This window comes from Streptomyces sp. NPDC102451, assembly GCF_044765485.1.
Classification (GTDB): domain Bacteria; phylum Actinomycetota; class Actinomycetes; order Streptomycetales; family Streptomycetaceae; genus Streptomyces.
In genome coordinates, this window is the sequence record NZ_JBIWKD010000005.1 from 386,691 (window position 1) to 399,595 (window position 12,905).

The window sequence follows — 12,905 nt, forward strand, 5'->3', positions numbered from 1 at the left end:
GTTCGGTCCTTCGTAGCGTGGATGCCGGCTTTCAGGCGGGTGTGTACACGGTCTGGATCAGGCGGTTCGCGTAGCCCCTGCGGATCAGCACACCGCGCCCCGCCGGCTGCTGCGTGGCGTACACGCCCGGGAACAGCTGGCCCTCGCTGCGGTCACCGGCCATGAGGACGGCCGAGGCCCCCGACTCACGCAGGCCCTGTACCAGCGGCTCGTACATCCCGCGGGACGCGCCCGCGACCCGGCGGGTCAGGACGAAGTGGAGGCCGATGTCCACCGCGGACGGGATGTACGGAAGGAACGGCGAGAGCGGCGACTGGCCGGCGGTCGTCAGTACGTCGTAGTCGTCGACGAGGACCACGATCCGCGGACCGCTGCCCCAGTTGCCGGGTTCCAGATCCTCGATACGTGTGCTGTCGTCGGGCAGCCGCTTCTCCAGCTCGGTGGCGATCCCTGCCGAGAGACCGGCGCACAGCTTGGCGTTGTACGCGTATCCGCCCCTGTACTCCTCGGGGATCGCACCGCGCAGACTGCGCCGCGGGTCCATCACGGCGAAGACCAGCTCGTCCTCGCTGTAACGGTCGATGAGGCCGGCGGCGACGGTCCTGAGGAGATTGGTCTTCCCGCACTCGCTGTCCCCCATGACCAGCAGGTGCTGGTCGTGCTCGAACAGGTCCAGCAGGACGGGCTCCAGCGCCGTCTGGTCGACGCCGATCGGCACCCGGGCGGGTTCGGCGGCCGGTCCGGGCAGCAGGTGCGGCTCCAGGACCTGAGGCAGGACCCGGACCGGCTGGGCGACCTCTCCGCTCCAGGTGGCGCGGACCGTACGGGCCGCGCGCTCCAGGACCGCTCCGAGGTCGGTGGTGTCGGCGAGCCCGTCCGTCCGGGGCAGCGCCGCCTGGGCGAAGAGCTTGCCGTCGGTGAGGACGCGGCCGGGCTCGTCCGGGGACAGGGTCTGGGAGAGCTTGCGGTCGATGCTGGACTCGCTCGGGTCGTTCAGCCGCAGCTCGATGCGGGTGCCGAAGGTCGACTGGGTGGCGATGCGCACGTCGTTCCAGCGGAGCATGCCCGCCACGACGTGGATCCCGTAGCCGCCGCCGCGCTTGAGGATGTCGACGACGGCGTCGTCCAGGTCGTCGAAGTCGTCGCGCAGCGCGCCGAACCCGTCGATGACGAGCACGATCTCGGCAGAGGCGAGCTGAGGCAGCCGGCCCGCCGCGTGCAGGGTGCGCAATTGCTCGACGGAGTCGATGCCGTACTCGCGGAAGAGGTCCTCGCGGGTGGCGAGCATGTTCCGGACCTCCTCGACCGTGCGTCCCGCGCGCTCGCGGTCCGCGCGGCCCGCGATGCCGCCGACGTGCGGCAGACCCGACAGCGCCTGGAGGCCGCCGCCGACCAGGTCGAGGCCGTAGACGCCGACCTCCTGCGGGGTGTGGGTCAGCGCCAGCGAGAGGACGAGCGTGCGCAGAAGTGTCGTCTTGCCGGACTGCGGGCCCCCGATGAAGGCGGCGTGGCCGCCTGCCACGGTGAGGTCCAGGAACCACCCGCCCTGCCACTGTTTCGTCGGGTCGTCGAGCAGGCCCAGCGGCACCTGGAGCGGACCCCGGCGCTTGGCGAGCTGCATGCCTCGCGGGCCGGCCTCCAGGGGTCCCGCGACCTTGTCCAGGGTGATCGCACCAGGCAGCGGCGGCAGCCAGATGCTGCGCACAGGCCCGGCGGCACCCTCCAGCTGTTCCACGACGACGCCCAGCTCGGTGGGACCGGTCTCACGGCGCCGCGACGCCGGCTCCTGCGGGCCGGAGTCGTCCGGTGCGGAGAGGGTGTTGAACGCCTCGTACTCGAGGGCGAGCGGCCCCGCCTCCTCCTCGTCGGCACGCTGGACGGGTCCCCGGTAGCCCCCCGACACATAGCTGGCCTTGAAGCGCGCGTAATGGCTGGTGTCGACCTTGAGGTAGCCGAAGCCCGGCAGCGGCGGCAGGTGGAACGCGTCCGTGGTGTCCAGGACCGTACGGGACTCGTCGGCGGAGAAGGTGCGCAGACCGAGCCGGTACGAGAGATAGGTGTCCAGGCCCTTGAGCTTGCCCCCCTCGATGCGCTGGCTCGAGAGCAGCAGGTGCACACCGATGGAGCGCCCGATGCGGCCGATGGACAGGAACAGATCGATGAAGTCCGGCTTGGCTGTGAGGAGTTCACCGAACTCGTCGATGACGACGAACAGATGGGGCAGCGGGTCGAGGTCGGGCCGCTTCGCGGCGCGCAGGGCGGCGTAGTCACCGATGTCGGCGACGTTGCCCGCGTCCTTGAGCGCCTGCTGGCGGCGCTTCACCTCACCGGCGAGGGAGGCGTGGACACGCTCGACGAGGCCGGCCTGGTTCTCCAGGTTGGTGATGACGCCGGCGACGTGCGGCAGGTTCGCGAACGGCGCGAAGGTCGCACCGCCCTTGTAGTCGACGAGTACCAGGGCGAGGTCCTCCGGCGGGTGCGTGGCCACCAGGGCGAGGACCAGCGTGCGCAGCAGCTCCGACTTCCCGGACCCGGTGGCGCCGACGCACAGGCCGTGCGGGCCCATCCCCAGCTCGGAGGACTCCTTCAGGTCCAGGAGCACCGGTTCGTGGGAGTCGCTGATCCCGATGGGTACGCGCAGGAAGGCGCGTTCACCGCGCGGGGCCCAGAGGCGCGACAGATCGAGCCGCGCCACGTCGTCGATGCCGAGCAGGCCCGCGAAGTCGACGGGGCCGGACAGGGGGGCGTCGACGAGCGATTCCGCGGACAGCCGCAGCGGTGCCAGCATGCGGGCCAGGCCCTCCGCGAACGGGATGCCGACCTCGTCCACGGTGCCGTGGGCGCTCAGCGGCTCCTGCTCCCGCAGGTCGTCGATGACCACGTCGGCACCGTCGACGGTGATCCGGATGCCGACGTGTCCCGGCTCCTGGACGCGCCGTTCGAGCAGGTGCAGGACGGTCACACCCATCTCTCGCAGGCCGACGGCATCATCGGGACGGGGCAGGTCGACGGCGTCCTCACCGTGTCCGTCGGTCACGACGAGCAGGCGGTCCGTCATGGACAGAGCGTCCTTGCCCGCCAGGCCCCGGCGTACCTCGGCGGCGTAGGAGGCGCGGCGGCGCAGCTCCGGGCCGAGCCGCCGGGCGAGCTGGGACGCCGAGGGGGCGATACGGCGGGCGGCCACGGGGCCGTCGAGCTGTTCGGTGTCCAGCAGATGAGGCAGCCACTTGGCCCACTCCCAGTCCGCCACCCGGTCGCCGGGCACCGCGAGCGCCATCGCCACGTCGTCGGGGGCGTGCGTCGCCGCAGCCTGTACGAGAAGGGCGCGGGCGACCCGGAGGCAGTCCTCGCGGGGGCCGATGACGCTGATGTTGCCGACCCGGTCGAGCGGGACGGTCAGGGGGAGTTCGGTGCCGGTGCGGAAGCGGGTCATCAGCGCCGACGCCTCGTTGAGCATGAAGAGGTCGGGAGGGGTGAGGACCGACGAGCCCTGATCGGCGATCCTCAGATCGCGTACGGGCATCTCGCCGGTGCCGAGCCGCACCCGGAGGAAGTCGGCGTCGACCCGGCGCCGCTCCCACAGGCGGGCCGGATCCCGCACGATGTCGTACAGGGCGTGCGGCGGCGGGTTGAGTACATCGGCGCGCTCGCGGCGCGCGCGTTCCTCGCCCGAGAGCTCCTCCCGCAGGTCCTCCACATAGGCGAGGTAGGCCTCGCGCTGGGTCCGGCGGGTGCGCTGGGCCTTGCCGCGCTGGGAGAAGAGCAGCGCGACGGAGCCGATGATCGTGACGACGAGGATGATCGCGCCGAGGCCGGCGAACTGGCTGTTACGGACGACGGTCATCATCACGACCGACGACATGACCCCGGCGACGGGCAACAGCGACATCGCGATGTTGCCCGCCTTCCCCTCGGGGAGGTTGGGCGGAGCCTCGATGGTGCGCGGCTCGGAAGCGGCCGGAGGCCGGGTCGTCCTGGCGGGCCGGTGTATCAGTCGGGTACTCATGATCGTCCGTCACTCGCGGTCGGGCTCGGGCTGGACAGGGGTCAGCGACGTTTCTGCGAGAGCTGGAAGACGTCTGCGGCGAGGCGGGTGGCGGCTTGCCGCGTCGACCGGGCGAGCAGCTCCGTGCGGATGGCACCGCCTGCCGCCAGATGCCGGTCGTACGGGAGGACTTGGACGCCCGCGCCTGTGGATTCCAACTGCTGCGCGGCCTTGTCGAGGTCGATTCCCGCGCGGGGCGCTTGTTCGGTGAGCACAACGACCGTGCCCTCGATCACATGGCGGGGCAGACCCTTCATCCACTCGAGCACGTTGTAGGTACTCGTGAGGCCCTCCAGGGTCGCGGGTGCGGTCAGCACCCGGGCCTGGGCGGCCGAGAGCGCGACCCGGGCGACCTCGGCGGGCAGCGTCTCGCAGTCCACGACCGTGACGCCGAAGTACCGCCGCAGGGAGACCATGACGCGTTCGTACGCCCGGGTGTCCAGCATCGACCCGATCCGGCCCTGGCTGCCGGGCAGGAGCCAGGCGTTGTCGGGGAGTTGGACGAGGTACCCGGTGATGTCCAGCAGGGACATCTGTGGTTCGACGATGCCGGCGACATCTCCGGTGGTCCAGCGCAGTGACTGGCAGCCGAGCCGTAGCGGCAGGGAGCCGAGCGCCGGATCGGCCTCGACGAGGAGGACCGGGTCCTGCCTGTAGTGGGCGTACGTGGTGCCGAGCAGTGCGGCGACCGTCGACTTGCCCGCGCCGCCCCGGATGGAGGTCACGGCGATCTGCCGACCGGTCGTGACGGGCTGCTGGAGACGCTCGGCGGTGCGGGTGATCTCGGCGACCTCCCGCGCAGCGGACGAGGAAACGATACGGCGCAAGGCGTGCGTGACACGCGACGCGAGGGGCTCTCCGTGGCGCGGCTTGCGTATCGCCCCGCTCAGGGCACCGTCTACCACGGGCAGGGAGTCGGGGGTGTTGCGGTGCGGTCCGGAACCGGGGGCGTACGACGCGGGCTGCTCCGGCCGTCGAGGTGCGCCGGGTCCGGGGCCTGCGTCCTGCGCCGGGCTGCCGGACGCTGCGACGTCCGAGCCCTGCGTAGGGGTAACGACGTCGTGCGGTGCAGCACCGGGTTGCCGCCCACCCCGTCGGGGGTCTCCTCCCAGATCCCGCAGCACATCGCCCTGCCAGTTGTCCGCGTTCGGCATCTCTGCCCTTCTTCTCCGCCGTGATGCCCCTGCAGGAGCGTCCGCGCGTTGACTCAGAACTTGTTGAGCAGCTGTCCGAACACGCCGAACACGCCGACGGCGAGCGGGAAGAGCCCCACCATGCCGATGGATTCGACCAGGTCGGCCGTGCGCCGGAGCCTGACCCGCACATGGTCCGGCGGCTGTACCGCCAGTACGAGCAGCGGCAGTACGGCTGCGGCCACCAGCACTGCGATCGGTCCCACGCCCCCGCCGTGCTGCATCCACAGCATCACCAGGCGCACGATGAGGACCGCTGCGGCGGCGAAGAGCGCCACCACTTCCGCGACCAGGGGAAAGGCGCGTGCTCGCGACAGGAGGACCACGGTGACCACCGAGGTCAGCACCACGGTCCACACCGTCTGCGTCTCGGCCCGGGTGATCAGCCAGCCGGCCCCGGCGGCGGAGACCGCGGTGGCCAGAGTCGCGAGGGCGAGGCCGCGATGCGTGGCCGCGAGCGCGTTGCCCACCTCGTGACGGCTGACGGAGACGCCGCCCGAGCGGCGGTCGTCGAGTGCGGTCAGCCCCGATGCCATCAGGGCCAGCCGAGGCAACAGGCCGAGCAGGACGACGGACAGGACCGCCATGACGGCACCGAGCCGGGCCGGGTCCCCCTGGACGGCGACGATGGCCTCCCACACCACGGTGAGCGCGGCGGTCGCCGCAGCGCCGATGAGCCCGCCGCGGCCGAGCGGCGAGAAGTAGCCCAGCATCACCGACGTAAGGATCACCGCTCCCGCGACAGCGGCGAGACGCAGAGAGCCGGGCCAGTCGTAGGCATCGGCGGCAGTCCACGCGGTGAGGGTGCCGATCGCGCCGGACAGGAGCAGGAGCGCGGTAGCCAGGCCACGGTTCCCCTGCCCCAGCTTCGCGACGAGGGCCCCGGCCGCCAGCAGGACGAACGTGGCAGCCGCGAGGGCGCCGGCCAATGCGCCGAGCGGGAATTCCCGACGGGCGAGCAGCGCGGCGATCACGGCGAAGGCGACGGTGGCCACGCCCCCGGTGGCCCGGCGCGCGGCGGGCCGCCAGCGCCATGTCCGCAGATCGAGGTCGTCAGCCACCTGGTCGGTGACGTCGTGCACCACGGGGGCGGGAGGCGCGGAGTGCGTCCTGACGAGCCGGAGCACCGCGCCGTCGGCTATCCCGGCCGACGCCAGCGTGCTGTCGTGCGGCAGTGCGGAGCCGTCGGCCGTCATCAACTGCCGTGTCAGCGGGCGCGATGCGACCCGGTCGTCGAGCACCTGGAGGATATCCGGGAGCAGTTGACCGATCGGGGTGTCCGACGGAAGGACGATGTCGGCCCGGCGCCGCTCGCCGACCAGGGTCACCCGGCTCAGTTCCGTCCGGGAAGTTATCGCTGTGGTCACCACTTACGGGAACCTATCATCACGGCTTCGAGAGCTTTCGGAGCTAAAGGTGCGTACCGGTATTCGCTGTCATTTCTGTTCTCAATCCAGGGAAATCACCCAGTACTTCCCTGAATTTCAGTGAGACCTTCCCGCCGTCTCCTACTGACCGGCGTGGTCGTACTGCTGGGCTTGGCGCTGCTGCTTTTCCTGCTCGGCCTTCTGCTTGTCCAGCGTGTGCTGGAGGAAGGACCATCCGACGCACCCCGCGCACATCACGGCCGCGAGGGCGATTCCCGCGAATACCTTCCCGAGCCGCTCGTCCGCCGTACGCCGCGCTCGTTGTGCGCCGAAGAGCAGCGCGTCGCGCATTCTGCGCCGGCGTACCCCCACCGACTCCAGTAGCTGGCTGTCGTAATCCCGTGCCATGCGTCGTCCGTCGCCTCAGTCGTCCGTAGCGTCAGTCGTGGTCGCTCCGAACATAAGGCACGGGCAGCCGAGTACGTTCCAGGGGGCAGGATTCACCCAGGTTCGCGCTCCCGCAGTGCGAACCACAGCTCCGTCCGTACGTCCATGTCGTCCAGGTCCGCGTCCAGCAGTGCCCCGCACCGGGCGATGCGCTGGCGGACCGTGTTGCGGTGGACCTTGAGGGCGACCGCCGTGCGGTCCCAGCTGCCGTGGAGGCCCAGCCAGCAGCGCAGGGTCTCGGCCAGCGGGTCGGTGAGGGGGGCCAGCAGGGCGCGGGCGTGGGCCTCGGCGCGGTCGGGCGGGATCAGGGCGGCGAGGCCTCCGGTGCCGGGGCGGTGCGTGGTCAGCGGGGTACGGGTCGCCTCCGCGTGGCCCAGGGCGCGGGACGCCTGGGTGTCGGCGTCGGGCAGGGCGGAGACCAGGGCGGGCCCGGAGACGCCGAGGGTCCAGCCGGGCTGCGGGGTCACCGCGTCGTGGCGGCCGGGGAGCAGGATCCGTACCGTCTCGCGGTCCACGTCCGACAGCGCGGAGCCCAGGGCGGCACCGAGCGCCCCGGCGTTCAGCGGGCCGGCCGGGGTGCCGTCGGCGCGGCGGGCGTGGACCACCGTCCAGGGGTCGCCGTCGCCCAGCAGCGGGGCCACGTCCTGAGGGGCCGCGCCCAGCAGCAGGCGTACGAGCGCCGCCGAACGGCCCGCGGCGTCGGCGCCCTGGTGCGGGGCGGTGAGCAGGGAGAGCAGCACGACGGCGATCCCCGCGACGGTGTGGTCGCCGAAATCGCGCCGGGGTGTCGCCAGGGCGAGGGCCAGGCCCTGACCGCCGCCCAGCGCGTACGCGAACAGGTGGGTGCCGCCCCTGGTGTCGGTCGCCGACGCGGGGCTCGGCTTCCGCCCCGGGGAGGCCGTCGTCCCGGGAGCCACCACCCGGGCCAGCCGGGCCAGCGCCGTCTGCACGTCCGGTGCCGGGCGCCCGCCCGCCGCGTGCAGCACACCGCCGTCCGCCGTGAGGAGCGCGACCCGGCCCTCCAGCTGCACGGCGAGCTGCCGCAGCACCGCGGGCACCGGGTCCGGGCGGGCCGCCGCCGTCGCCAGGGCCTGCTGGGCCCGGGTCACCCGGCGCAGCTCGCGGTGGCGCGCCTCCGCCATGAGCCGCCACACAGCCCGGGCGACCGCGGTGAAGCGGGTCTCCGGCGGCACCTCCAGCAGCGGCAGCCCGTGCCGGTCGCACGCCTCCACCAGGGCGGCCGGCACCGTGTCGTACACCGGCGCCACCCCGAAGCCGAGCGCCGCCGCCCCGGCCTGGACGAGCCGGGCCACATAGGTGTCCGGGTCCGTGAGCTGCACCCCGGCGGTCAGCAGCAGCTCCCCGCCGAGCAGATACGGATACGGGTCGGCCATCTCCGAGGTGTGCACCCAGAGCAGATCCGCGTGGCCGGGACCCGCGATCCGGCGCAGCCCGAGCTCCTCCCTGCCCAGCAGTTCGGCGAGCGGGATGGGCGGGGTGGGGGGCCCGGCGGGGGAGTCCGGCATGGATGATCCATCCATTCGACGGGGCGAGGATGGAGGAAACGTACACTTCAGCGTCGGCTTCCGGCCACCTACCGTCTTCACGAACCTGTTGAACGCGTGGAACGGAGGAAGCCCATGGCTGTCGACTACGCCGTGATCGTGGTCTATCTGGCCGGCATGCTCGCCATGGGCTGGTGGGGCATGCGCCGCGCCAAGTCCAAGAGCGAGTTCCTGGTCGCCGGACGGCGGCTCGGCCCCTGGATGTACTCCGGCACCATGGCCGCGATCGTCCTCGGCGGTGCCTCGACGATCGGCGGCGTGGGCCTCGGCTACCAGTACGGGCTCTCCGGCGCCTGGATGGTCTTCACGATCGGCCTCGGGCTGCTCGCCCTGTCCGTCTTCTTCTCCGCGCGCATCGCCCGGCTGAAGGTCTACACCGTCTCCGAGATGCTCGACCTGCGCTACGGCGGCCGGGCCGGAGTCATCTCCGGCGTCGTCATGTGGGCGTACACGCTGATGCTCGCGGTCACCTCGACCATCGCCTACGCCACCATCTTCGACGTCCTGTTCGACGTGAACCGGACCGTGGCGATCATCCTGGGCGGCACCATCGTCGTCGCGTACTCGACGCTCGGCGGCATGTGGTCGATCACGATCACCGACATGGTGCAGTTCGTCGTCAAGACGATCGGCGTCCTGCTCCTCCTCCTGCCGATCGCCGTCGTCAAGGCCGGTGGCTTCAGCGAGATGAAGGCGAAGCTGCCCACGGAGTACTTCGACCCGCTGGGCATCGGCGGCGAGACGATCTTCACGTACGTCCTGATCTACACCTTCGGCATGCTGATCGGCCAGGACATCTGGCAGCGCGTGTTCACCGCCCGCAGCGACCGGACGGCACGCTGGGGCGGCACCGTCGCCGGTACGTACTGTCTGGTCTACGCGCTCGCCGGTGCCGTCATCGGCACGGCCGCCAAGGTGATGTACCCGAAGCTGCCCAGCGCCGACGCCGCCTTCGCGACGATCGTGAAGGACGAACTGCCGATCGGTGTGAGAGGGCTGGTGCTGGCCGCCGCGCTCGCCGCGGTGATGTCCACCTCCTCCGGCGCCCTGATCGCCTGCGCGACCGTGGCCAACAACGACATCTGGTCGCGGCTGCGTGGCGTCGTCGCCGAGGGCGGCGAGGAGCGGGACGAGGTGAAGGGGAACCGGGCCTTCATCCTCATCATGGGCGTCGCCGTCATCGTGATCGCCATCGCGCTCAACAACGTCGTCGAGGCGCTGACCGTCGCCTACAACCTGCTCGTCGGCGGGCTGCTGGTGCCGATCCTCGGCGGCCTCCTCTGGCGCCGGGGCACCGCGGCCGGCGCACTGGCGGCCGTGGCCGTCGGCGGGATCGCGGTCATCGGGCTGATGGCGGGCTACGGAATCCTCGCCAATGAGCCGGTCTACTACGGGCTGCTCGCCTCGCTCGCCGTGTACGTCGTCGTCTCGCTGGCGACGAAGCCGACCGATCCGGCCGTCCTGGCCGCCTGGCGCGAGCGCCTGGCCGGGCGGGGAACGGCCGAGGACCCGGCCGCCCCTGACCCGGTCACCGTCTGACCGTCCGCCCGGAGAAGACACCCTGCCCCCTGGCAGACTGAATACCGTATGAACGCCCACAAGGCGTGCATGGCTGAACGAAAGGCACCCGCACCCATGAGCAGCAACGAAACGCCGCGCGGCCCCGTCGACTCCTCCCGCGTCCCGCGGTACGCCGGACCCGCGACGTTCGCCCGGCTGCCACGGCTCGACGAGGTCGGCTCCGCCGATGTCGCCGTCGTCGGCGTGCCCTTCGACAGCGGGGTCTCCTACCGCCCGGGCGCCCGCTTCGGCGGCAACGCCATCCGGGAGGCCTCGCGCCTCCTGCGTCCCTACAACCCGGCGCAGGACGCCTCCCCGTTCGCCCTCGCCCAGGTCGCCGACGCGGGTGACATCGCCGCCAACCCGTTCAACATCAACGAGGCCGTCGAGACCGTCGAGGCCGCCGCCGACGACCTGCTCTCCACCGGCGCCCGGCTGATGACGCTCGGCGGCGACCACACCATCGCGCTGCCGCTGCTGCGCTCCGTCGCCAAGAAGCACGGCCCCGTCGCCCTGCTCCACTTCGACGCCCACCTGGACACCTGGGACACCTACTTCGGCGCCGAATACACCCACGGCACGCCGTTCCGCCGCGCCGTCGAGGAGGGCATCCTCGACACCGAGGCGCTCTCCCACGTCGGCACCCGCGGCCCGCTCTACGGCAAGCAGGACCTCACCGACGACGCCAAGATGGGCTTCGGCATCGTCACCTCGGCCGACGTCATGCGGCGCGGCGTCGACGAGATCGCCGACCAGCTGCGACAGCGCATCGGCGACCGGCCGCTGTACATCTCCATCGACATCGACGTCCTCGACCCGGCGCACGCCCCCGGCACCGGGACCCCCGAGGCCGGCGGCCTGACCTCGCGCGAGCTCCTGGAGATCCTGCGCGGGCTCTCCTCCTGTCACCTCGTCTCGGCCGACCTGGTCGAGGTCGCCCCGGCGTACGATCACGCGGAGATCACCTCCGTCGCCGCCTCGCACACGGCGTACGAGCTGACGACGATCATGTCCCGCCAGATCGCAAAGGGCCGCACCCAGTGAGTCACGACCACGACGACCGGCCGCAGCTCACCGCCGCGCAGGCCGAGGCGGCCCTCAACCCGCCGCCCGGCCGCAACGGCGGCGACCTGGTCGTCGAGACCCTCCAGGGCCTCGGCGCCACCACCGTCTTCGGGCTGCCCGGCCAGCACGCGCTCGGCATGTTCGACGCGCTGCGCCGCTCCTCCCTCTCGTACGTCGGACTGCGCGTCGAGAACAACGCGGGCTTCGCCGCCGACGCCTACGGCCGGATCACCGGTGAGGTGGCGCCGCTGCTCCTCTCCACCGGGCCCGGCGCCCTGACCTCGCTGGCCGCGCTCCAGGAGGCGGCCGCCGCGTCCGCGCCCGTGCTGGCGATCTCCAGCCAGATCCCCACCGCCGGACTCGGCGGGGGGCGCCACGGCTATCTGCACGAGCTCCGCGACCAGAAGGCGTCCTTCCGCGACATCGTGAAGTCCGTGCACACCGTGCGTACGGCGTCGCAGATCCCGTCCGCGATCGCCGCCGCCTGGGAGTCCGCGCTGACCGCCCCGCACGGCCCGGTCTGGGTGGAGATCCCGCAGGACGTGCTCCTCGCCGAGACCGTCCTGCCCGTGGTCAGCGCGCTCGACGCCAGCCCGCGCGAGCTGTACCCGCGCCCCGAGCTGACCCTCGCGGCGGCGCACCTGCTGTCGAACGCCGAACGCCCGGTGATCATCGCGGGCGGCGGAGTCGTACGCTCCGACGCGTCCGGCAAGCTGCGCGCCCTCGCCGAGAAGCTCGACGCCCCGGTCGTCACCACCTTCGGCGGCAAGGGCGCCTTCCCCTGGGAGCACCCGCTCTCGCTCCGGTCCTGGCTGGAGGACCGGCACACCACGGACTTCCTGGAGTCCGCCGACGTGCTGCTGGTCGTCGGCTCGGGGCTGGGGGAGCTCTCCTCGAACTACCACACGTTCGCCCCGCGCGGCCGGGTCATCCAGATCGAGGCCGACGCCGGGAAGCTGGAGTCCAACCACCCCGCGCTCGGCATCCACTCCGACGCCCGCGAGGCCCTCGCCGACCTTCTGGACGCGGTGGAGCCCCGCGAGGACGCCACGGCGGCGGAGCGCGTCCGGGAACTGCTGGAGCGGGTCCACGAGCGGATCGCGGCGCAGGACCTCACCCTGGAGCAGCAGGTGCTGGCCTCGGTCCGTGAGGCGCTGCCCGACACCTCGCCCAGCTTCTGGGACATGACGATCCTCGCCTACTGGGCCTGGTCCGCCTTCGACGCCCGCCACCCGAACACGATGCACTCGGCACAGGGCGCGGGCGGTCTCGGCTACGGCTTCCCCGCCGCGATCGGCGCGGCCGCGGCCGACCCGACGAAGCCCGTGCTGGCGGTCTCCGGCGACGGCGGCGCGATGTACTCGATCGCCGAGCTCGCCACCGCGCGCCAGTACAACCTGCCCGTGACCTGGCTGATCGTCGACGACGGGGGCTACGGCATCCTGCGGGAGTACATGACCGGTGCCTTCGGCGAAGCCACGGCGACCGAGCTGGCCCGTCCGGACTTCGTCGCCCTCGCCGAGTCCTTCGGCGTCCCCGCGGTCCGTACGACCCCGGAGACCCTCGCCGCAGACCTCGGCAAGGCCCTGGCGGCGCCGGGCCCGTCGGTGATGGTGCTCCCCGCACTGCTGAGGATGTTCGAGCCGACGCATCTGTAGGGCAG

8 protein-coding genes are annotated in these 12,905 nt (G+C 72.0%); 3 read left to right on the top strand and 5 right to left on the bottom strand.

The features are described 5' to 3' along the window. Positions 1-31: 31 nt before the first annotated feature. From eccCa to ACIRD8_RS14745, 5 genes are all read right to left on the bottom strand, one after another. Positions 32-4,006, bottom strand: a complete 3,975-nt coding sequence (gene eccCa / locus ACIRD8_RS14725; RefSeq protein ID WP_403990288.1) for a type VII secretion protein EccCa — start codon at positions 4,004-4,006, stop codon at positions 32-34. Between the two features lie 41 nt (positions 4,007-4,047). Next, the gene (locus tag ACIRD8_RS14730) at positions 4,048-4,872 is read right to left on the bottom strand and encodes a MinD/ParA family protein (protein ID WP_403990290.1); all 825 of its coding nucleotides are present in this window, start codon (positions 4,870-4,872) and stop codon (positions 4,048-4,050) included. A 380-nt stretch (positions 4,873-5,252) separates the two neighbouring features. Beyond that, positions 5,253-6,593 (bottom strand): type VII secretion integral membrane protein EccD, encoded by a 1,341-nt coding sequence (gene eccD, locus ACIRD8_RS14735; protein ID WP_403990742.1) that lies wholly within the window; start codon positions 6,591-6,593, stop codon positions 5,253-5,255. Between the two features lie 153 nt (positions 6,594-6,746). Continuing rightward, positions 6,747-7,013, bottom strand: a complete 267-nt coding sequence (locus ACIRD8_RS14740) for a hypothetical protein (protein WP_403990292.1) — start codon at positions 7,011-7,013, stop codon at positions 6,747-6,749. Positions 7,014-7,105: 92 nt separating this feature from the next. Next, complete coding sequence (locus tag ACIRD8_RS14745) at positions 7,106-8,578, bottom strand: PucR family transcriptional regulator ligand-binding domain-containing protein (RefSeq protein ID WP_403990294.1); 1,473 nt, start codon at positions 8,576-8,578, stop codon at positions 7,106-7,108. Positions 8,579-8,692: 114 nt separating this feature from the next. Here ACIRD8_RS14745 and ACIRD8_RS14750 point away from each other — a divergent pair, with 114 nt between their 5' ends. The 3 genes from ACIRD8_RS14750 to ACIRD8_RS14760 all read left to right on the top strand — a co-directional run bounded on the left by ACIRD8_RS14750 (position 8,693) and on the right by ACIRD8_RS14760 (position 12,900). Further along, a complete protein-coding gene (locus tag ACIRD8_RS14750) occupies positions 8,693-10,156 on the top strand; it encodes a sodium:solute symporter (protein ID WP_403990296.1) in 1,464 nt (487 codons plus the stop codon). 96 nt (positions 10,157-10,252) lie between these two features. Further along, entirely contained in the window at positions 10,253-11,221 is a 969-nt protein-coding gene (speB, locus tag ACIRD8_RS14755; RefSeq protein ID WP_403990298.1) for an agmatinase, read from the top strand. Beyond that, on the top strand, positions 11,218-12,900 hold the full coding sequence (locus ACIRD8_RS14760; protein WP_403990300.1) for a thiamine pyrophosphate-binding protein: 1,683 nt from the start codon (positions 11,218-11,220) through the stop codon (positions 12,898-12,900). The genes speB and ACIRD8_RS14760 overlap by 4 nt, the downstream gene beginning before the upstream one ends. Positions 12,901-12,905: the final 5 nt, after the last annotated feature.